The sequence below is a fragment of the Palleronia marisminoris genome, assembly GCF_900172315.1.
GTDB classification, from domain to species: domain Bacteria; phylum Pseudomonadota; class Alphaproteobacteria; order Rhodobacterales; family Rhodobacteraceae; genus Palleronia; species Palleronia marisminoris.
In genome coordinates, this window is sequence record NZ_FWFV01000017.1 from 1 (window position 1) to 19,537 (window position 19,537).

A 19,537-nucleotide genomic window follows, 5' to 3' on the forward strand; every position below is an offset into this window, starting at 1 on the left:
CTTGCCGCAGACGCGCAGGCGAAGGTCGTGGGGTTCGAGGCGAATGGCGGGTTCCTGCTGGGGTTCGAGGCGCAGGGCCTCGCGCCGCTGATGACCCGCGACGGCCTTCTGCCGATCGTGGCCCCGCTCGCCGCCGCGCGGGCCGAGGGCCGGACCCTCGCCGACCTCGTGGCCGCCCTGCCCGCCTGCCACACCGCCGCCGACCGGGTGCAGGGGATCGACCGGGACCGCGCGGCGGATTTCCTGGCCCGGCTCGACCCCGACGCCTTCTTCGCCGACACGGGCGAGATCGTGGGCATCGACCGCACCGACGGGCTGCGGGTCAGCCTGACGGACGGGCGGGTGGTGCATCTGCGCGCCTCGGGCAACGCGCCCGAATTCCGCATCTATGCCCAGGCTGCCGATCCGGACGCGGCCGAGGCCCTCGTCGCCACCTATCGCGACCGGGTGGCGGCGCGGATGCTCTGACCCTTCGCCTGCCCAGCTTGGTTAGGGCCGTGTTAAGACAGACCTTCCATGGATGTCTCCATGGCCCCCACGCGCATCACCCCCGTCATCCTCTGCGGCGGCTCCGGCACGCGGCTCTGGCCCCTGTCGCGCCAGAGCTACCCCAAGCAGTTCGTGCCGCTGATGGGGGACGAGACGCTGTTCCAGGCCTCGGCCGCGCGCATGTCCGGGGGCGACGCGACGGTCGCGTTCGCCCCGCCCATGGTGCTGACCAACGCCGATTTCCGCTTCATCGTGACCGAACAGCTTGGCCAGGCCGGCATCGACCCCGGTGCCGTGCTGATCGAACCCGAGGGGAAGAACACCGCCCCCGCCGTGCTGGCCGCGGCGCTTCATGCGCTGCAGGACGATCCCGAGGCGATCCTGCTGGTCGCGCCCTCGGACCACGTGATGCCCGACCCCGATGCCTTCCGCGCCGCCGTCGCCCGCGGGCTCGGCCCCGTCCGGGCGGGCGACATGGTGACCTTCGGCATCGCCCCCACCCATCCCGAAACCGCCTATGGCTACCTGGAGCTGTCCGCCCCCCCGCAGGACGGCGCCCCGGTGGCGCTGTCGCGCTTCGTCGAAAAGCCGGACCAGGCGCGGGCCGCCGAGATGCTGGAGGCCGGGAACTACCTGTGGAATGCAGGCCTCTTCCTGTTCCGCGCGGCCGACATGGTGACGGCGGTCGAGGCGCATGCGCCCGGATTGATGGACCCCGTGCGGCAGGCGCTGGATGCCGCGTGGCCCGACCTGGGATTCCTGCGCCTGGCACCCGGGCCGTGGTCCACGCTCGAGGATATCTCGATCGACTACGCGGTGATGGAGAAGGCCGCCAACCTGTCGGTCGTACCGTTCTCGGGCGGGTGGTCCGACCTCGGGGGCTGGGACGCGGTCTGGCGCGAAAGCGCCCCGGACGCCGACGGCGTGGTGACGAGCGACCACGCCACCGCCATCGACTGCCGCGACACACTGCTGCGGGCCGAGGGCGAGGGGATCGAGGTGGTCGGGATCGGCCTCAAGAACATCATGGCCGTGGCCACGCCCGACGCGGTGCTGGTGGCCGACATGTCTCGCGCGCAGGACGTGAAGCGGGCCGTCGCCGTGCTGAAGGCCCGCGCCGTGCCCCAGGCGACCGAATTCCCCAAGGAGCACCGCCCCTGGGGCTGGTTCGAGACGCTGGTCGCCGGCCCCCGCTTCCGGGTGAAGCGGATCACCGTCCATCCCGGCGCCGCGCTGTCCCTGCAAAGCCATGTCCACCGGTCCGAGCATTGGGTGGTGGTCGCAGGCACGGCGCGGGTGACGGTGGACGACGCGACCCGCCTCCTGTCCGAGAACGAGAGCGTCCACGTGCCCCTCGGCGCCATCCACCGGCTGGAGAATCCCGGCCGCCTGCCCATGGTGCTGATCGAGGTGCAGACCGGCAGCTACCTGGGCGAGGACGACATCATCCGCTACGCCGATCTCTATGCCCGCGACAGCGATGCAAAACGGGACCGGGTCGCGGTGCCTCGCCTAGAAGGGATCCTCGACCGTCACGCCCGTCGGAGCGAAATCGCTAACGTTGCCGGTGACGACCGTCCAGCCGCGCGCCAGGGCTTGCGCGGCGATCATCAGGTCGGCGCCGGCATGGCCCAGATCGGCCGAGAGGCGCCCCCAGATCGCGGCATCCTCGGCCGTGAATGGCAGGATGCGGTCGGCGAAGACGCCCGTGGTGCGGGCAAGCCAGGCTGAGAGATCCGCGGCGAAATCGGGGTTCCTGCCCTCTTGCAGGCGGATGCCGCGGGCGATCTCGCCGATGGTGACGGCGCTGAGGTAAAGCGCGTCTTCGGGGCGATCCGCCAGCCAGGCCGCGACACGGGGCGCACGCTCGGGGCGGCGGGCGGCCGAGATCACGTTCGTGTCGATGAGATACATCTCAGAAATCGACATCGCGGGGGCGGATCTGCGCGCGGCCCTGCAAGGCGCCCTCGGGGAAGGCCATGAGGTGATCGGCGAAGCTTTCGCGCGTCCCCCCCGCCGCCGCGACGAGCCGGTCGTATTCGCTGGCCGAGATCACGACCACCGCAGGCTTGCCCCGGCGCGACACGCGCTGCGGCCGGCCCGACAGCGCCGCCTCGACCACGGCGCTGAAGCGGTTCTTGGCGTCCTGAAGGCTCAGCATGGGATTGCGTTCCTGTCCAGCTACCTAGCTAGATAGGCATGGCGCGCGTCCCGATCAATCGTTTCAGAACCGGCGGCTGAGGCTGATATTCAGGATCGGCCGTCTTTCGGGCATCTTGGAATGGGGGATGGCGGAAAGGCGCAGGTCGGTCTTTCCGACGCGGAGACCGAGACTGGCGGACACGACCGGCAGGATCGATTGCGTATCGGGCATGGACTCATACCTCTTCATCAGCTTGTCGCAGAGCTTCTTGTACCGTCCCACCCCGATCGCCCCGCCGACGCGCACTTCCACCGGGCCGATCGTGGCGAGCGGGGTCGACAGCCCGGCCATCACGAGCGGGCTCGGCTCGTCGTAGCTATTGGAGAAGAACGCCCCTTCGACGAACCATTCGGTGCCCCGCTGGTCGAGGTCGCGGGCCATCCCGATCCCGAACCCCGGGGTGTGATCCGTCAGGTTGCTTTCCTCCGGATGGACCGAACGCAGGTGAACCAACCCGTAGACATCCGCGATGGCCGCACCCGGCAGGCACAGCAATAGAACGAGCGCAAGGCAGCGCCCCCGAGTGAAAGACATGAATGTACCCCAGACCAAGGCGCGGCACCGAATGACAGGCACGGCGCATCCCTGGGGGAACAGCTACCTCAGAGGCGTGAACGAAGGCTGAACTGGGCCTATTTTCCGTAATAATCCCTGTACCATTCGACGAAACGGGCGATCCCCTCGCGCACATCCGTCTTGGGCCGATAGCCGGTCAACTCGTGCAGAAGCGTCGCGTCGGCCCAGGTGGCGGGGACGTCGCCCTTCTGCATGTCCATGTAGTTGCGCTCGGCCTTCATCCCGAGGCTGTCCTCGATCGCCTCGACGAAATCCAGCAAGCGCACGGTGTCCGAGTTGCCGATATTCACCACCCGCCAGGGGGCGGCGGGCGACAGGCTGTCCCATTCGGGGAGCTCGGGGCCGGGCTCGGGGCGGACGGGGGCGGCGTCGATCAGAAGGCGGATGCCGCGGACAAGGTCGTCCACATAGGTGAAGTCGCGATGCATCTCGCCATGGTTGTAGATGTCGATGGGCCGGCCCTGCAGGATCGCCTCGACGAACTTGAACAGCGCCATGTCCGGCCGCCCCCAGGGCCCGTAGACCGTGAAGAAACGGAACATGGTCGTCGGCAGGTTCCACAGGTGGGCGTAGGAGTGCCCCATGGCCTCGTTGGCCTTCTTGGTGGCGGCGTAGATGGTCAGGGGGGTGTCGGCCTTCCGGGTCTCGACGAAGGGCATGTCCACGTTCGCGCCGTAGACCGAGCTGGTCGAGGCCATCAGCAGGTGGTCGACCGCGTGGCGGCGGGCGGCCTCCATCACGTTGAAGGTGCCGACCACGTTGGCCTCGATATAGGCGCGCGGGTTTTCCAGCGAGTACCGCACGCCCGCCTGCGCGGCGAGGTGGACGATCACGTCCGGGGCGAACTCGTCGGCCACCTGCTGGACCAGCGCGTCGTCTTCCAGCATCCCTTCCGTGGCCGAGAACCCTTCGCTCTGCAGCAGGATCTGGTGGCGGCGCTGCTTCAGGCGGACGTCGTAGTAATCGGTCATCCCGTCAAGCCCGTGAACGCGGAACCCCTCGGCCAGGAGCAGTTTTGCGAGGTGGAAGCCGATGAAGCCGGCCGTGCCGGTGATGAGAACCTTGCGCGTCACGTTTCCTGATCCCCTCTGCTGCGTCCGGTCCCTGATCCCCCAGAGCCGCACGAAAAGGAACCTGCTTTCGGGGGGACCACCCGGCGCATGATGCGAACCAGGTCGGCCAATTGGGGAATCCGCCTGCCCGTTCGCCTTGCCTTCCCTTCCGGAAACCCTCTTTTTAGAGTCCCTTCCCTCCCTCCCTCCGGCATCGGACGGACCGTCGTAACGAGAAGGCGCACCAGTGACCGCAGATACCGCGTTTCCCCGCCCCGAGACCCCCTTCTACGCGATCGGCGACCTGCATGGCTGCCTGGATCATCTCGACCGGATGCTCGAAGCGATCGAGACCGACATGACGGCACGCGGGCGGGACAACACCACGCTCGTCCTTCTGGGCGACTACGTGGACCGGGGCGAGGACAGCCGCGGCGTGCTTCTGTCGCTCTACCAGATCGCGCGCAACCTGCCCGACAAGGTCGTCTGCCTGATGGGCAACCACGAGAAGATGCTCCTCGATTTCCTTGATCGCCCCGAAGAGCGCGGCCCCCGCTTCCTGCGCTATGGCGGGCTGCAGACCCTGGCGAGCTTCCGCGTCAGCGGCGTGATCGAGCGCGCGCGCCCCGACCAGCTTGTCAGCGCGGCCGAACGGCTGCGCGCCGCGCTCCCCGAGGGGCTGGAGGACTGGCTGCGCGCCCTGCCCCTGTGGTGGCGGTCGGGCGATGTGGTGTGCGTCCATGCCGCCATGGACCCCGCAATCCCCCCCGAGGCGCAGCAGGGCCGCGACATGTTGTGGGGGCATCCGCTTTTCTCCAGATACACCCGCCCCGACGGGCTGTGGGTGATCCACGGCCACAACGTGGTCGAGGAGGGCAACGTCACGGGCCGCCGCGTGGCCTGCGACACCGGCGCCTATCACTCGGGCCGGCTTACCGCCGCGGCGGTCCACCCGGGCGAAGAGATCCGCTTCCTGACCGTCTGAGGCCGCCCCGCGGACAAAAAAAGGGCGCTCCGACCGGAGCGCCCCTTCTTCGTTCACCTGCGCGGGGATCAGCCCGCGATGAGGCCCATGCTCTCGAGCTTCAGCAGCACCTGGTGGGCGCAGTGGTCCACGTCGGTGTTGGTCGTGTCGAGGCGAACCTCGGGGTTCTTCGGCTCGTCATAGGGGTCCGAGATGCCCGTGAACTCCTTGATCTTGCCTTCGCGCGCCAGCTTGTAGAGCCCCTTGCGGTCGCGGGCCTCGCATTCCTCGATCGGGGTCGCGACGTGGACCTCGCAGAAGGCGCCCATGGCCTCGATCTCTTCGCGGACCGCGCGGCGGGTGGTGCCGTAGGGCGCGATCGGGGCGCAGATGGCGATGCCGCCGTTCTTGGTGATCTCGGACGCGACATAGCCGATGCGGCGGATGTTGAGATCGCGATGCTCCTTCGAGAAGCCGAGCTCGGACGACAGGTTCTTGCGCACGATGTCGCCGTCCAGAAGCGTCACCGGGCGGCCGCCCATCTCCATCAGCTTGACCATCAGCGCGTTGGCGATGGTCGACTTGCCGGAACCCGAGAAGCCCGTGAAGAACACCGTGAAGCCCTGCTTGGACCGCGGCGGGCGGGTCTTGCGCAGCTCCTTCACCACCTCGGGGAACGAGAACCAGTCGGGGATCTCGAGGCCTTCCTGCAGGCGGCGGCGCAGCTCGGTGCCCGAGATGTTGAGGACGGTCACGCCCTCTTCGATCTCGTCGGCGGGCTCGTATTGCGCGCGCTCCTGCACGTAGACCATGTGTTTGAAGGGCACCATCTCGATGCCCATCTCGTCGGCGTGCTCCTTGAACAGCTCCTGCGCGTCGTAGGGGCCGTAGAAGTCGTCCCCGGCCGAGTTCTTGCCCGGGCCGGCATGGTCGCGGCCGACGATGAAGTGGGTCACGCCGAAATTCTTGCGGATCAGCCCGTGCCAGACCGCCTCGCGGGGGCCGGCCATGCGCATCGCCAGCGGCAGAAGGCTCATGTGGGTGGTCGCGGCCGGGTACTTGTCGAGCACCGCCTCGTAGCAGCGCACGCGGGTGAAGTGGTCCACGTCGCCGGGCTTGGTCATGCCCACGACCGGGTGGATCAGAAGGTTGGCCTGCGTGTCCTTGGCGGCACGGAAGGTCAGCTCCTGGTGGGCGCGGTGCAGCGGGTTGCGCGTCTGGAAGGCCACGACCCGGCGCCAGCCCATCTTGCGGAAATAGGCGCGCAGCTCGTTCGGCGTGTTGCGGCGGGCGCGGAAATCGTAGTGGACGGGCTGCTGGATGCCGGTGACGGGGCCGCCCAGGTAGATCTTGCCGGCCTGGTTGTGCAGGTAGTTGACCGACGGGTGGGCGTCGTCATCGGCGCCGAAGACCTTCTCGGCCTCGAGGCTCTTGTTCGGGGTCCACTTGTCGGTGACCGTCATGGTCGCCAGGATCACGCCCTCCTGGTCGCGCAGGGCGATGTCCTGCCCTTCCTCGATCCCTTCCGCGAAGGCCTCCGACACGTCGAGCGTGATCGGCATCGGCCAGAGCGTGCCGTCGGCGAGGCGCATGTTCTCGACGACGCCGTCGTAATCGGCCTGGCCGAGGAACCCCTTGAGCGGCGAAAAGCCGCCGTTCATCAGAAGCTCCAGGTCGCAGATCTGGCGGGGGGTGAGGTCATGGCTGACCAGCTCGCCCGCCTCGACCTTCAGCTTCTGCGCGCTGTCGTAGGAAACATAAAGCTCGGGGACGGGGGCGAAATTGGGTGTTTGCATGGCGAATTCGGTTCTCGGCAATGTCGGTTTGGGGTTGCGCAAGGCCTAGGCGAAGCGATCCCGATTGTCGATGACGGTTTTCCGCAATGCGGCGTGGCACCCACCGCAAGGCAAGAAACTCCTGCGCGCCATGCGAACCGGCTCTTTCCGCAGCGCGGAAATTGACACCCGCCCGTCTCTCCCCGAAAACCGGGGCAACCGCATTCCATAGAAAGATTCCCCCATGAAAATCGCCATGATCGGCACGGGCTATGTCGGCCTCGTCTCCGGTGTCTGCTTCTCGGATTTCGGGCACGAGGTCGTCTGCGTCGACAAGGACGCCGGCAAGATCGCCCGGCTGGAACAAGGCGAGGTGCCGATCTACGAGCCCGGGCTCGACCGACTGATGGAGCGCAATGTCGAGGCCGGCCGCCTGACCTTCACCACCGATCTGGGCAAGGCGCTGCAGGGCGTCGACGCCGTCTTCATCGCCGTCGGCACCCCGACCCGGCGCGGTGACGGGCATGCGGATCTGACCTATGTCATGGCCGCCGCCGAGGAAGTCGCCAAGCTCGCCCCGAACGGCGTGGTCATCGTCACCAAGTCCACCGTTCCCGTCGGCACCAACCGCAAGGTCGCCGAGACCGTGCGCGCCGCCAACCCCGACCTCGACTTCGACGTCGCCTCGAACCCCGAATTCCTGCGCGAGGGCGCCGCGATCGACGACTTCATGAAGCCCGACCGCGTCGTCGTCGGCGTCGAATCCGAGCGCGCGGCCAAGGTCATGTCCGACATCTACCGCCCGCTCTACCTGCGCGACTTCCCGATCGTGACGACCGACCTCGAATCGGCCGAGATGATCAAGTACGCCGCCAACGCCTTCCTCGCGATCAAGATCACCTTCATCAACGAGGTCGCGGCGCTCTGCGAGAAGGTCGGCGCCGACGTGAAGCAGGTCAGCCGCGGGATGGGCCTCGACGGGCGGATCGGGCCCAAGTTCCTGCATGCCGGCCCCGGCTACGGCGGCTCGTGCTTTCCCAAGGATACCAAGGCGCTCGCGCGGATCGGCCAGGAATACGCCTCGCCGATGCGGATCACCGAGACGGTCATCGACGTCAACGAGGACATCAAGCGCCGCATGATCGGCAAGCTGAAGGACCTCTGCGGCGACGATTTCAACGGCAAGCGGGTGGCCGTGCTGGGCGTGACCTTCAAGCCCAACACCGACGACATGCGCGACGCCCCGGCCCTGACGATCGTGCCCGCGCTGGTCGGCGGCGGCGCCGAGGTCCGCGTCTGCGACCCCCAGGGCAAGCGCGAGGGCGAGCGCCTGCTGCCCGGCGTGTCCTGGATCGCCGATCCCTACGAGGCCGCGAAGGACGCCGACCTGCTGGTCATCCTGACCGAGTGGAACGAGTTCCGCGCCGTGGACCTCGAGGTGATGTCCAGGACCATGCGCCGCGCCGCCATGGCCGACCTGCGCAACGTCTACGACCCCGAAGACGTCAGCGCGGCGGGCTTCGAGGCCTATGTGGGCATCGGCCGCAACGGCTTCGGCGCCTGACACGGCATGCGCCCGAGGCCCTCGAAAGAGGGCCTCCGCCAAGGCGGGATCCGCGGACACGAGCGCCGCGGCCTTGCCCGGCCCGCCGGTTCACGCACATGGAAGCGCTCGGGGATGAGCGCTTTGCGTCTCATCCCCGCATCACCTGAAACGCGAAGGGGCGGCGGGCCTTCTCCCCTGCCCTGCTATGGCCTATTGCTCGACCCGACCGCCCCCGCCATGAGATATCCGACATGACCCACGCCCGTTGCACGCTTCTTGCCGGAACCGCGTTCGTCGCGCTCCTGTCCGGGCCGGGACGGGCCGAGCCCCCGGCCGAACCCTTCGCGCTGATCCCGACGGACCTGCCGGGCATGTCCACGGGCTATCTGCAGCCCGAAGCCACCAACGAGGCACGGATCGGCACGCGCCAGGCCCTGGGCGACGACGAGGTCGGCACCGGCGTCCAGCTCTATGACGGTGCGGTCAGCTTCCGCGGGTACTGGCCCTATCAGATCGGCATCAGCGCGGCGGCCTTCGACGACCCGCTGAGCGAGCCTTTCGAGGGCAACGAGCAGAACTTCACCCTGGGCTCGCTCGGGATCGACGGGAAATACAGCCTCTACGAGACCGCCCGCAGCGCGGTCGCGGTCGAGGCCGGCGTCACCTATCTGAAATACGGCTTCGACGGGACCGAGAAGGAAGATCTCGTCGCCGCCACGCTGTCGCTGCCCGCCACCTACCGGCTGTCGCCGACCCTGTTCCTCAACGGCGAGATCGGCCTGACCACCTTCCCCGACGAAGCCCAGGATCTGCCCGCCCCCGGTGCGCGCAGCTTCGTCGCGCTCGGCGCCGGCTGGCAGCCCACCGACCGCGTCACCGTCTTCGGCAGCGCCAAGGCGATCCTGCGCGAGGACGACGACGGCCCGGAAGGCGACGACAACGTCATCTACACCGCCGGCGCCCGCTACGCGCTGACCCCGCAAGTGGCCGCGACGGGCTACGTCACCAACGGGCTGGCCGATACGCCGGTCCTGGACGACCTGACCTATTTCCCCGCCCGGGACGAGCTCGTGTTCGGCGCGGCGCTGACCTACGTGCCCTCGGGCAAGCGGTTCAACATCCCCCGCTACGGCGAGACGGACGTGGCCGCTGTCGACCGCGCCATCGTCTTCGGCGACGGCGTGACGCTGATGGGCCCCGAGACGATCGGCTCGAACGAGCTGCGCCTGAACCTCTCGGCCGGGACCAGCGGCAACAGCCGCCTCGTCGCCGCCATCTCGCCCGATCCCGATTTCCAGATCGAGATGTTCCTCGAGGATTACGCCCTGGACGAGGATACCGACTTCCGCACCGAAGAGACCGAGGACATCCGCTACGGCTTCGGCGCACGCTACCAGGCGCTGTCCGAGGCCGAGGGCGACTTCGCAAGTCTGGGGGCCCGGGTGATCCTGGGCCGAGACATCGAAGAGCCGACGCTGGGTGTGCTCTTCGGAGAAGCCGCCCTTGCCAAGGAGGTCGCGCCGCGGCTCGAACTGACGGCCAACCCCAAGGCCGCCGCTTTTACGGGCGACGAGATCTATGCCTTCGGACTGGGCGCCGAATACGAGATCTCGGACCGGCTGCACGCCGTGGCCGAGGCAAGCGTCGTCAGCGACGACCGCGACGGCATCTGGGCCGTGGGGCTGCGCCATACCTTCCCCGAGACGCTGACGGCCATCGACGTCTATGCCACGAACGCCGCGGGACGCACTGGCGTCGGCTCGATGCTGGCCGGCGAGACGCAGATCGGAGCGTCCTTCATCTGGCAGACCCCGTTCCGCGCCTTCTGAAGGCTAGTCCGCCTGATGTGGATCCCGGCGGATTCTTGCGCATATCGGGCGTGCTGCAGTGCGGCACCGGAGCGGAAAACCGACCCGCGGCACGGTCGCTTTGGGCAGTACCCTATGAGCAAAAAACAGGCGCCTACATGTCGTGGGTTCTTGGGGGTATACCCGAGGACCGACGCAATATGTAGAATCGGTGGGGTTGCCACGGCGGATGCGGAAGGGCGAGGCGAAATCCGTCCCGAGGGCAGGCGACACATTTGCCCGGCGCATTTCCGAATCCTGCACCAGACTGTTTTTGCTTCATCTTCTTGAAGCTCGCTCCACGTCCTTGTTCCCACACACATCGTCCACCGCCTGGACAGGCCGGGCCCGACCTTGGCCGAACGTCCGTCTTGTAACGACATGGTGACGCAGCGACGGCACGACGCCGAAACGTCATGCAACCGCAACAAAAATGGACAAAAATTCATCAGGTTTCGGGCCGGAGCCGCCTTGCCGCAGGGCAGCAAGACGATTAAGTTTGAGTTAATGTTAAACTCTATTATCTCGGGCACCGTTGGGATCGAAGTTTAGCGACCACAGCACTGCACCGACCAAGGAATTTGCATGTCTGATTATGTTTTCGCGGAGGGGTTCGCCTCGAACCCGTCGCGCACTGAAGATACAGGCGAAAGTGACATCATCGCGCCCGAAGGCGGTCTCTACCGGAACGCCGGCAAGACTCTGATGGACAAGGGTTTCGCTCTTCTGTTCGGCCTCACGGCGTTGCCGATCGTCCTGGTCGCCTGCGCCCTCGTCGCGCTCGACGGTCATTCGCCCTTCTATGCGCAGAAGCGCGTCGGCCGGAACGGCCGGGTCTTCAAGATGTGGAAGATCCGCACCATGGTCGCCGATGCGGATCGCAAGCTGGCCGAGTATCTCGAGGCCAACTCCGAGGCCCGCGAGGAATGGACGCGCTACCAGAAGCTGCGCAACGATCCCCGCATCACCCGCACCGGCCGGATCCTGCGCAAGACCTCGGTGGATGAACTGCCGCAGTTCTGGAACGTGCTCGTCGGCGACATGAGCGTCGTCGGTCCGCGCCCGATGATGGTCGGCCAGGAAAAGCTGTATCCCGGTCGCAGCTACTATGCCCTGAAGCCGGGCATCACCGGATCCTGGCAGATCTCGGACCGCAACAATTCCAGCTTCGCCGACCGCGCCCGGTTCGACGACATCTACCTGCGCGAGACCTCCCTGCCCCACGACCTGAAGATCATGGTCGGCACGGTCCGCGCCGTTGCCGGCGGAACCGGCTGCTGATCCGGGCACGCTCCGCACGACCTTCCGCACGGCGTCCCGCAGGGCCCGGCACAAGCCCTGACAGATAGCGAACGGCCCGATGACGATACCAACTTCGGAAACGATGCCGGGCCTCCTGCGCTCCACCCGGGGCGCAGCGACGTGAGTTCCCCTCGATCGCGTTCGACCAGGATGCTGCAGGCCGGGCTGGCCGCGCTCTACAAGTTCGGTGGCGTCGGGCTGGCCTTCCTTGTCCTGGTGGTCCTCGCGCGCCGCATGACCCCGGTCGAGTTCGGCCTCTATTCCGTGGGCTACTCGATCGCCAACATCGCCTGGGCCATAGGCACCCTGGGCCAGCCCGTCTCGGCTGTGCGCTTCTGGCCGACCCTGGCGGAACGCTACGGGACCGATGTCGCGAATTTCGTCCTGCGGCGCGGGCTTCTCCTGGTCACGTTGGGTTCTGCGCTGATCTTCGCGCTTGGCCTGGTCGCCGCGATGATCGGGGCAGGCCCCTTTGCAAACGTCCCCCTCGTCATCGCGACGGCGGCCTTCTCTGTCGCCCTCGCCTATTCCCAGTATCTGTGCTTCGCCCTGCGGGCGCGCGGCCTGCTGTCCTGGTCGATGGTCCCGCGCGACCTGATCTGGCGCGGCGGCGTGATCGTCATCGCCTTCTTCATGGACAGCCTGTCGGGCTTGGGCGGCCTGTGGCTGACCACCGCGGTCCTGGCCGTCGCCACGCTGGCGCAGCTCGTGCGCCTCGTGACCCTGCCGCCGACGATCTGGACCAACCGCACGTTGCCGCCCCGCGAAGAGATCGAGGCGATGCGCTATGCCCAATGGGGGCTTTATGCAGGTGCCATCTCGCGGCATTTCCTGCAGCAGGCATCGACCGTGGTCGTCGCCCTGGTGCTGGGTCCGGTCGAGGCCGGCGCCTTCTTCGCAGCCCAGAGACTGGGCAACCTCATGTCGCTGACGCTGCTCAGCACCAACCAGGTCTCGAGCCCCCTTCTGGCCGCCGATTGGCACGCCGGCCGCAAGGACGAAGTCCAGAGCCTCGCCTTCGCCATGGCGCTTCTGGCCACGGTCGCGTCGCTCGGCATGTTCGCGCTGTTCGTTCTGTTCGGGCCGTGGATCCTGACGCTGTTCGATTCCAGCTATACCTCGGCCTATGCCGCGCTTCTTCTGCTGGCCATCGGCCAGCTGGTAAGCGCGGCCTGCGGGTCCAATGCGAACCTGCTGAACCTGGCCGGGCAAGAGCGGCCGCTTCTGCGGATCACGGTCATCAGCGGATTGCTGAACCCCCTGATGACCGCCGGCGGTGCCATGCTTGGCGGATTGACCGGCGCCGCCCTCGGCACCGCGTTGGCGATCATCCTGTGGAACGTGCTGTCGGTCAGGCTCTGCAAGGCCCGGCTTGGCATCCGCATCATGGCCCCGGATGACATCCGCAACGCGGGTGCCGTCCTGCGCGACGTCCTACGCAAGCGACGCAACCGGAAGACGGCGAAGAAGGACTGACATCCGGCCGGAACCATCCGGGCGGATCAGGATATGACACAAGAGACGAAAACCGTATATGTGCCGGAAAATGCCCCTACGGAAGGTCGCACCGGCCTTCAGGACGATCCGTTTCGAGAGGAAAGTAGCGCCGTGAGCTCCAAACCGCTGTCCATTGCCGTTACCATGCCGACCTTCCGCCGCCCCGAAGGTCTGGGACGCCTTCTCGACGCTGTCGAGAAGCTCGAGATCCCCGACAACGTCGACGTGCGCGTCGTCGTCTGCGAGAACGACGCCGAAGGCCGGGCCGGCGAAACCCTGGTGAACGAACGGATCGCCGCGGGTTACGCCCTGCCCCTGGAATGCGTGGTCTCCGACGAACGCGGGATCTCGCAGGCGCGCAACGCGCTGATCGCCCGCACCATCGACGAGGGCGATTGCGACTACATCGCGATGATCGATGACGATGAATGGCCCTCTCCGGGCTGGCTGCGGGCGCTCGTGGATGTGTCGCTGAAGACCGGCGCCCATATCAGCGGGGGTCCGGTCGTGTCCGTCTTTGCCGACGAAAACGCCGATCCCGTGGTCAAGGAGTGCGAGGATTTCCAGCGGCTCTCGTACCCCACGGGCGAGATCGCGGTCGTTCATTCGACCGCCAACGTGCTCTTGCGGCGCGACGTGTTCGAGCTGTCCGGGCGCCCGCCCTTCAATCCGATCTTCTCGGTGACCGGCGGGGGCGATGCCGACTTCTTCTACCGGGTCAAGGCTGCCGGCGGCAAATTCGCGTGGTCCGACGATGCCGAAGTCACCGAACTCGTCCCCGAAACGCGCTCGACCCGGGCCTGGGTGATGCGGCGCAACTTCCGGCGCGGCGCGAACACCTCGTGGCGCGCCCTGCGGCGGAGCGGGCGCCATCGCACCCTGCCGCGGCTGTTCGTGCTCGGCACCGGGGCCATCGTCACCTATCCGTTCGCGGCCCTGTCGCCCTCGGCCAAGACCCGGTTCAACGCCAAGCTGCGCCTGTGGCGGACCTTCGGCTACATCTCGGGCGGGTTGGCGCAGCGGCGCATCGACGATTACAAGATCATCCACGGCAAGTAGGGCTTCCGCCCCCCACGGGCGCTGCTCTCAGCCATCTCCTGCAATCTCGCCTGCCCACTTCCGTTTCAGGGAGCGGTGCGGCCGGAGGACCATCCAGTGACCGACCAGACACAGCGCCTTCCCGATTTCCTCATCATCGGTGCCATGAAAGCCGGCACCACGACCCTGCACGAGGATCTCGACCGGCACCCCGATATCGTCACGTCGAGCTGGAAGGAGCCGGGCTATTTCGTCGGACCGGATTTCGGCGGCCCCGAGCGGCTGCCGCTTCTGGCCGCGCGCCGACGCGACTACCTGGCGCTGTTCTCGCATGTGCGCGCCGACCAGGTCGCCGGCGAAAGCTCGACCCACTACACCAAGATGCACAAGCTGCCGAACGCGGCGCCGCATATCCACGCCACTTTGGGCGACAAGGTAAAGCTGATCTACGTGATGCGCGATCCCGTGGCGCGGGCGATCAGCCATTACGGGCACATCTTCCAGCATGGAGAATGCGGAATTCCCACCCTGTCGGAAGCCCTGGAGGCAGAGCCGTCGATCGTGGATGTCAGTCGCTATTCGATGCAGCTCGCGCCCTATCGCGAGCTGTTTCCGGCCGAGAATATCCTGTGCCTGAAATTCGAGAACATGGCCAAGGATCGCGACGGCTATGTGCGCCGCGTGGTCGAGTTCGTGGGCGCCGATCCCGACAAGCTGCCGACACTGGCCCAGATCGAGGCACGCAACACCGCGGACTCGCGGCGGTCCTGGTCGCCTTGGGCCCGCCGTCTCAGGGCCTGGCCGGTCTTCCAGACCCATATCGAGCCGCGCATCCCCTATTCCGCCCTTCGGGTCCTCAGGGGGCTGGTGACGCACACCCCTACCCCGGTCGAACTGGGCGCCCCCCGCGAGGAGATCGAGGCGCGGATCCGCGCTCGCCTTTCGCCCGAGGATTTCGCCGAGTGGGAGAACGCCGGCTAGGGCCGCGCGTCAGGAGGTCCCGGTTTTCCGGACCAGACGCGGGGCGAGCTGCTGGGCGCGCAGCAGGAACTGCACATTGCCGATCACGTAGCGGGAGAACAGGCGCCGCGGCTCGCGGCCCAGGCGGAAGGCCCATTCCAGGCCACGCTCGCGCATCCAAAGAGGCGCCCGGGGATGGCGGCCGGCGATGAAGTCGACGATGGCGCCGCCGCAGATGATCGTACATGGACGATCGGCGCGGACCTCGCGGATCATCGCGGCGACCCGTTCCTGCTTGGGCATGCCCATGGCCAGGACGATGATCCGGGCCGGGCTGTCCTTGGCCAGGGCGACATAGTCCGCGTCCGCGCAGAACCCGTCGCGATGGTCGACGATGTCGTGCCCTTCTCTCTCGAGGGTCTCCTTCGCGGTCGACAGCCACGGATCTGCGGTGCCGTAGATCGCGACCGGGCTGCCCTTGGCCCGCCGCAGAATCTGGGGGATCAGATCGGTGCCGTTCATGTTCATCCCCGAGGGAACGCCCGCCCGGCGCATCAGGAAGTCCATGCCTTTGCCGTCGCGCAAGAGCACGTCCGCCACCCGGAAAGTCTCGGCGATCTCGGCACGGTGCCAGGCCAAGTTTACGGCATGCGCGTTCACGAAAGCTATGACGCGGGTCCGGTCCGGCTGAGCGAGGTCCGCGATCAGCGCCTCAAGCTCCTGTCGACCGGGCACGACACATATCCGCTGGATCATTTCGACAAGTGCCGAGCGTTCCTCCATCGAAAGGCAGCCTTTTCAGCAACGTGCGGCGCCAGCACCCTGGCGGTACGGTCGGGTTTCAAGCCGCGTCGGAACAAGAAGTACAAGGAAAGACGGCAAGATCCAGCGCTTTCACCATGTTTCAGGCTCCATTCCGCCTCGCTGGCCGCCTTTCGAAATCAGGTATCGTAATACCCGCTATCGTAGCCTGCGTAGCTGCCGTATTTGCCCCCGTAGCCGTAGCGCTTCATGCCGGCGGGATCGATCTGGCCCAGGACCATGCCGTCGGCGCTCAGATTGGCGGTCCGCAGGAGCCGCAGCGCCTCTTTCACCTGAACCCGGCTGGTCCGGTTCCAGGCCACGTTGAAGACGATCGTGTCCGCGTGCTGACCGATGACCCTCGCGTCCGGGACGACCAGAACTGGCGGCGTGTCGATCACGACGTGATCGTAATGCTTCCTCAGTTCCGAGAGGAAGTCCTCGAACCGATCCGACGAGAACAGGTCGGCGGCGTTCTGCGGGGATTTCTCTCCCAGCAGGATATCCACGTCCATTCGCGGATCCCGGACCAGGAAATTCGAGATCCCGTCCATCGATTCCGCGCGCATTGCCGAAATGAGCCCGCCTTTGACTTTGACCTGTCCCTTGAAATAACTATTCAGGGTCCGCCGACGGACATCCCCCTCGATAAGAAGAACCTTCTTGTTCAGCCCGCCAAGGTTATGGGCCAGCGAAATTGCCATGGTCGTCTTGCCCTCGGCCGGCAGTGACGAGGTGGACATGATGATCTGCGGAGGAGCATCCGACGTGGACAGCAGAAGCGACGTCCTGAGATTGCGGATCGCTTCCACCGCAGCCGAGCTCGGCTTGTCGTTGAGATAGGAAATGAGTTGGTCGCGGCGCTTGAACGGCATGATCGGGATTTGCCCGAAAATCGGCAGCGCGGTCTCGTTCTCCAGCTCTTCGGCGCTGCGGAAGCCACGGTTCAGGAACTGCCGCACCAGCACGACCGTGATCCCGAGTCCCGCCCCCAGGATGAGCGACAGCGCCAGGATCAGCGGCTTCTTCGGCGAGATGTACTGCCCCGGAATCGCCTCCGACAGCACGCGGCTGTCGGCCTGCGCCAGGCCGCGCTGCACGGTGGCTTCCTTGAGGCGGGTAAGAAAGGTCTCGTAGAGCGTACGCGTCGCCTGCACTTCGCGCTCGATCTGTTGAAGCCGTACCAGGTCCTCGGATTGAGCCTCCACCTCGCCTTCCAGGCGCGCAACCGAATCCTGCAGCGTCTGGAGCTGCTGGAGCTGGCGGGTCAGGTTCGCATCGACGCGGGCGGCAAGCACATCGAGGCGCGCCTCGATCGCCTCACTGTCCGCGTCCCCCTCGACCAGGTTCGAAAGGGTGGGATCGTCAAGTATCTCCGCCAATTGCTCGTAGTTGCCAGCGGCGCGCAGCTCGGCGATCTGTTCCTGCCGGGCTTCGGTCAGGGCCACATCGGCCGCCGCGGCCTCGGCGCGCTCGCGTGCGTCGATGAATTGCCGGTTGAGGGCTTCCAGTCCCTCGATGCTGATGAGGTCGATTTCGGTGCGCATCGACTTCATGGCGTTCTCTCGCTCGAGCAACTCCATCTCGAGCTCCGCGACCCGCTCGCTCAGCCAGGTAACGGCGGTTTCGGTGGCCGCGAACTCCTGGTCGATCTGGTCGGCGATGTAGATTTCGGCAAGCGTATTGGCGATTTCCTGGGATTTCGCCGCGGATTCCGTCGTCACCCAGATGTTGATCACGTAGGTTTCGGGGTGGATCTCGGCGTAGATCGCGTCGCGAAGAGCACTGATCGTATCGTTGAGCGCGGTCGCTTCCGGATCGTAACCGGGATCGAGGACTACGTCCTCGGGACCCAGCACCGTATCGACGATGCCGCCGGCAATCTGGTCCAGGGAAATGATCGGCGGGGGAAGCAGGGCCGTGTTGAACTCGGGATCGGCAGTCAGGTCGAGCCGTGCGACGAGTTGCTTGAGAATGCCGCGCGACTGCAGAACCTCGATCTCGGTGTTCAGCGTCTGATCATCGGAAGACATCCCGGGGATGATCGCATCGATGTTCAGGATCGAGCCCCCTTCCACCTCGAGCGCCAGCGAGGTCGTCGCACGATATGTCGGCGTGGCAACCACGAACGCGTAAACGCCACCCAACAGCATCGCGCTGAGCACGAAGAGCAAGATGGTGAACTTTCCACGCCATATCGCGCCGACGAGTCCGACCAGATCGATCGTGTCGTCGTTGCCGACGGCGGAGGAGGATGACGCCTGGCGCCGGTTGTCTTGAAGCATGTTCGCCCGTGTGTCCTGACCATCCGACGTTCTGATGGTATTTTCTTCTACTTCAATAGAGGCGAGGCGGAAAGCCACAGCCGCGACGCTGGAAATAACAGGATATCAATGTTCCGTAATGCGAATTGCCTTACCTCGCCCCGGCATCGATCCACGATTTCAACCGTTCGACGAAGGCCGGGGTCACGCCCGGCCCGTCCAGGACCAGCCGCCCGCTTCTGTCTCGTGACACCACCACCGAGGGGGCGTCCCGTCCGGCCTCGGCGCGGACGGGTTTTTCCCCCTGCAGGACGGGCTTTCCGCTGCGCGCCGTTCGCGTGGCGGCCTCGAAGAGGGCGCGTTCGGCCTCTGGCGTCGCAGCCCCCTGCCCCAGTTCCAGGCGCAACCTGTCCGCCAGCGCGTCGTCTTCGCGCAGGCGTTGCGACAGCTTCAGCCCCAGCCGTTCCGGCAAGCTCGCGGGGTGACGGAGCACCCCGTCGAGGGCACGGACGATAGGCAGGAACGAGCCGATCTTCGAGCGCCGCGGCCGCGAGACGGCACCGAAGAGGCCCTGAAGCGCGGCACGGTCATCCTCGAAGACACCGGCCTCCACGGCCTTGGCCACGATTCGGGCGCGTTCGTAATAGCTGAGGTCGGCGCGGATCTCGTTTTCCTCGACCATGGCGCGATAGGCGGCGGCCTGGTCCTCGGGACGGCGCAGCAGCGCCAGCACCGTGTCCCCCGCCCTGCCCTCGGCCGCCAGCGCGCGCAACGCCGCCAGCCGTCGCCAGCCCGAGATCAGGCCGTAGCGCCCCCCGCCCAGATCCAGCACCTCGACCGGATTGCGCTGACCGCTGGCAGCAAGGCTTTCCGTCAGGCTCTGCATCTCGGTCTCGTCGGCCGAAATGCGGTCGCGGATCAGGTGCTCGGCCTCGATCGCGTCGAGGGGCAGTTCCAGCACCATCCGGCCGCCTTCACGGGCGCGGGTCATCTCTTCCGACAACTCGCGCAGAGCGGCCGCCTGCGCCTGGTCCTGGGCCACCCGCGCGACGGGCGCCATGGGTACCGCCGGGCCTTCTTCCAGCTTGGCGGACGGACCGAAGGGCATGGCCTTGGTCTCGAACGCGCCCTCGGGCGCGTCGGGGAACGGGGTCGACGGGGTCAGTCTCTTGCGGCGGGCCATGACGGTCTCCTCAAGGATCCGGAGATGTTTCGCATGCGAA

15 protein-coding genes and 2 pseudogenes are annotated in these 19,537 nt (G+C 66.6%); 9 read left to right on the forward strand and 8 right to left on the reverse strand.

Annotated elements, in window-relative coordinates; genetic code table 11:
* Nucleotides 1–468: pseudogene (locus PAM7066_RS17440) on the forward strand (phosphomannomutase); the annotation flags it as partial.
* Nucleotides 469–528: 60 nt separating this feature from the next.
* Nucleotides 529–1,962: pseudogene (locus tag PAM7066_RS17445) on the forward strand (mannose-1-phosphate guanylyltransferase/mannose-6-phosphate isomerase); the annotation flags it as partial.
* A gap of 39 nt (nucleotides 1,963–2,001) precedes the next feature.
* Here the strand turns inward: PAM7066_RS17445 and PAM7066_RS17450 are convergent.
* The 4 genes from PAM7066_RS17450 to PAM7066_RS17465 all read right to left on the reverse strand — a co-directional run bounded on the left by PAM7066_RS17450 (nucleotide 2,002) and on the right by PAM7066_RS17465 (nucleotide 4,341).
* Nucleotides 2,002–2,418, reverse strand: a complete 417-nt coding sequence (locus PAM7066_RS17450; protein ID WP_306456090.1) for a type II toxin-antitoxin system VapC family toxin — start codon at nucleotides 2,416–2,418, stop codon at nucleotides 2,002–2,004.
* Complete coding sequence (locus PAM7066_RS17455; protein ID WP_085855503.1) at nucleotides 2,405–2,650, reverse strand: type II toxin-antitoxin system Phd/YefM family antitoxin; 246 nt, start codon at nucleotides 2,648–2,650, stop codon at nucleotides 2,405–2,407. The genes PAM7066_RS17450 and PAM7066_RS17455 overlap by 14 nt, the downstream gene beginning before the upstream one ends.
* Before the next feature lie 63 nt (nucleotides 2,651–2,713).
* Nucleotides 2,714–3,226, reverse strand: a complete 513-nt coding sequence (locus PAM7066_RS17460) for a hypothetical protein (RefSeq protein WP_139215049.1) — start codon at nucleotides 3,224–3,226, stop codon at nucleotides 2,714–2,716.
* A gap of 98 nt (nucleotides 3,227–3,324) precedes the next feature.
* Entirely contained in the window at nucleotides 3,325–4,341 is a 1,017-nt protein-coding gene (locus PAM7066_RS17465) for an SDR family NAD(P)-dependent oxidoreductase (RefSeq protein ID WP_085855505.1), read from the reverse strand.
* A gap of 226 nt (nucleotides 4,342–4,567) precedes the next feature.
* Between PAM7066_RS17465 and PAM7066_RS17470 the strand changes: the two genes are divergently transcribed.
* Nucleotides 4,568–5,305 carry a metallophosphoesterase family protein gene (locus PAM7066_RS17470; RefSeq protein WP_085855506.1) on the forward strand — a complete coding sequence of 246 codons (738 nt, stop codon included), beginning with the start codon at nucleotides 4,568–4,570 and terminating at the stop codon, nucleotides 5,303–5,305.
* A gap of 68 nt (nucleotides 5,306–5,373) precedes the next feature.
* On the opposite strand, the gene PAM7066_RS17475 is transcribed toward PAM7066_RS17470, so the two are convergent.
* On the reverse strand, nucleotides 5,374–7,080 hold the full coding sequence (locus tag PAM7066_RS17475; protein WP_085855507.1) for a bifunctional sulfate adenylyltransferase/adenylylsulfate kinase: 1,707 nt from the start codon (nucleotides 7,078–7,080) through the stop codon (nucleotides 5,374–5,376).
* 223 nt (nucleotides 7,081–7,303) lie between these two features.
* On the opposite strand from PAM7066_RS17475, the gene PAM7066_RS17480 reads away from it, so the two are divergent.
* The 6 genes from PAM7066_RS17480 (at nucleotide 7,304) to PAM7066_RS17505 (ending at nucleotide 15,270) form a co-directional block, all read left to right on the forward strand.
* Entirely contained in the window at nucleotides 7,304–8,623 is a 1,320-nt protein-coding gene (locus PAM7066_RS17480) for a UDP-glucose dehydrogenase family protein (protein ID WP_085855508.1), read from the forward strand.
* Between the two features lie 233 nt (nucleotides 8,624–8,856).
* Nucleotides 8,857–10,434, forward strand: a complete 1,578-nt coding sequence (locus PAM7066_RS17485) for a hypothetical protein (protein WP_085855509.1) — start codon at nucleotides 8,857–8,859, stop codon at nucleotides 10,432–10,434.
* A gap of 603 nt (nucleotides 10,435–11,037) precedes the next feature.
* Complete coding sequence (locus PAM7066_RS17490) at nucleotides 11,038–11,733, forward strand: sugar transferase (protein WP_085855510.1); 696 nt, start codon at nucleotides 11,038–11,040, stop codon at nucleotides 11,731–11,733.
* Nucleotides 11,734–11,904: 171 nt separating this feature from the next.
* A complete protein-coding gene (locus PAM7066_RS17495; RefSeq protein WP_085855511.1) occupies nucleotides 11,905–13,230 on the forward strand; it encodes a lipopolysaccharide biosynthesis protein in 1,326 nt (441 codons plus the stop codon).
* Between the two features lie 132 nt (nucleotides 13,231–13,362).
* The gene (locus tag PAM7066_RS17500) at nucleotides 13,363–14,310 is read left to right on the forward strand and encodes a glycosyltransferase family 2 protein (RefSeq protein WP_175484721.1); all 948 of its coding nucleotides are present in this window, start codon (nucleotides 13,363–13,365) and stop codon (nucleotides 14,308–14,310) included.
* Between the two features lie 96 nt (nucleotides 14,311–14,406).
* Complete coding sequence (locus PAM7066_RS17505) at nucleotides 14,407–15,270, forward strand: sulfotransferase family protein (protein ID WP_085855513.1); 864 nt, start codon at nucleotides 14,407–14,409, stop codon at nucleotides 15,268–15,270.
* 9 nt (nucleotides 15,271–15,279) lie between these two features.
* Here PAM7066_RS17505 and PAM7066_RS17510 read toward each other — a convergent pair whose 3' ends face one another.
* The 3 genes from PAM7066_RS17510 to PAM7066_RS17520 form a co-directional block, all read right to left on the reverse strand.
* Nucleotides 15,280–16,032: a WecB/TagA/CpsF family glycosyltransferase gene (locus PAM7066_RS17510; protein ID WP_085855514.1), complete on the reverse strand. Its 753-nt coding sequence runs from the start codon at nucleotides 16,030–16,032 to the stop codon at nucleotides 15,280–15,282.
* A gap of 158 nt (nucleotides 16,033–16,190) precedes the next feature.
* Entirely contained in the window at nucleotides 16,191–18,335 is a 2,145-nt protein-coding gene (locus tag PAM7066_RS17515) for a GumC family protein (RefSeq protein ID WP_085855515.1), read from the reverse strand.
* Nucleotides 18,336–18,465: 130 nt separating this feature from the next.
* Nucleotides 18,466–19,497 carry a ParB/RepB/Spo0J family partition protein gene (locus tag PAM7066_RS17520; protein ID WP_085855539.1) on the reverse strand — a complete coding sequence of 344 codons (1,032 nt, stop codon included), beginning with the start codon at nucleotides 19,495–19,497 and terminating at the stop codon, nucleotides 18,466–18,468.
* Nucleotides 19,498–19,537 lie beyond the last annotated feature (40 nt).

Bases quoted from the DNA above. Each gene is read 5' to 3' on its own strand.
- PAM7066_RS17485 (WP_085855509.1), top strand. From the start codon at position 8,857: ATGACCCACGCCCGTTGCACGCTTCTTGCCGGAACCGCGTTCGTCGCG.
- PAM7066_RS17475 (WP_085855507.1), bottom strand. From the start codon at position 7,080: ATGCAAACACCCAATTTCGCCCCCGTCCCCGAGCTTTATGTTTCCTAC.
- PAM7066_RS17495 (WP_085855511.1), top strand. From the start codon at position 11,905: ATGCTGCAGGCCGGGCTGGCCGCGCTCTACAAGTTCGGTGGCGTCGGG.
- PAM7066_RS17460 (WP_139215049.1), bottom strand. From the start codon at position 3,226: ATGTCTTTCACTCGGGGGCGCTGCCTTGCGCTCGTTCTATTGCTGTGC.
- PAM7066_RS17480 (WP_085855508.1), top strand. From the start codon at position 7,304: ATGAAAATCGCCATGATCGGCACGGGCTATGTCGGCCTCGTCTCCGGT.
- PAM7066_RS17490 (WP_085855510.1), top strand. From the start codon at position 11,038: ATGTCTGATTATGTTTTCGCGGAGGGGTTCGCCTCGAACCCGTCGCGC.
- PAM7066_RS17450 (WP_306456090.1), bottom strand. From the start codon at position 2,418: ATGTCGATTTCTGAGATGTATCTCATCGACACGAACGTGATCTCGGCC.
- PAM7066_RS17520 (WP_085855539.1), bottom strand. From the start codon at position 19,497: ATGGCCCGCCGCAAGAGACTGACCCCGTCGACCCCGTTCCCCGACGCG.
- PAM7066_RS17515 (WP_085855515.1), bottom strand. From the start codon at position 18,335: ATGCTTCAAGACAACCGGCGCCAGGCGTCATCCTCCTCCGCCGTCGGC.
- PAM7066_RS17455 (WP_085855503.1), bottom strand. From the start codon at position 2,650: ATGCTGAGCCTTCAGGACGCCAAGAACCGCTTCAGCGCCGTGGTCGAG.
- PAM7066_RS17510 (WP_085855514.1), bottom strand. From the start codon at position 16,032: ATGGAGGAACGCTCGGCACTTGTCGAAATGATCCAGCGGATATGTGTC.